Below are 560 nucleotides of genomic sequence, written 5' to 3' on the forward strand. Positions count from 1 at the left end.
GGTCTCCTGGATAATTGGGTGAGATAAGGGATCCAGTTCATTGATTCTCTCTTCATCTGTCCATACAGTCTGGGGTGAGTGATTATCTCTTTGTAGTCCCTGTCCATTACGATAACTTCATGTGCGGTCAGTCTTGCCCATATCTCGGTCTTTGCATATTGTGGAGCGCTTGAATATGTATGCCTTCCTTTCTCAAGGGTGAACTTCGCGTGAGCATCTGTGCGAACGGCCAGGAGGATCGATTCATCGTACTTATTTGGCGCAAGTGTTAGAAGCTTTGTCCTGTCTTCTTCAAATCGCTCTCTTATCATGCCTGGCTTCGAATAGTGCGGTCTTTCCATATCATGATCACATCGAGCGAGGAGCTCTTTGTTGAAGGCCATTAAGTCATTTATCTCTGGAACAGGAACTAGCAGGTTTCTCCTATGGTATCCCACTTTACTTTCGACGCTGCCTTTCTCATTCCCGCTCTGGGGATTACAAAAGACTGCTTCGAATCCATAGTGATTCTTGAATCTGAGAAAGTGTTCGGAAAGGACCCGGTCTCCTTCCTTCAGTAT

The 560-nt window shown here is 45.9% G+C and carries 1 pseudogene; it reads right to left on the reverse strand.

Annotated elements, in window-relative coordinates:
* Positions 1 to 437 (reverse strand): annotated as a pseudogene (locus tag BG32_RS13515) (IS21 family transposase); the annotation flags it as partial.
* Positions 438 to 560: the final 123 nt, after the last annotated feature.

The sequence above is a fragment of the Mesotoga sp. HF07.pep.5.2.highcov genome (assembly GCF_003666285.1).
Taxonomy (GTDB): Bacteria; Thermotogota; Thermotogae; order Petrotogales; family Kosmotogaceae; genus Mesotoga; species Mesotoga prima.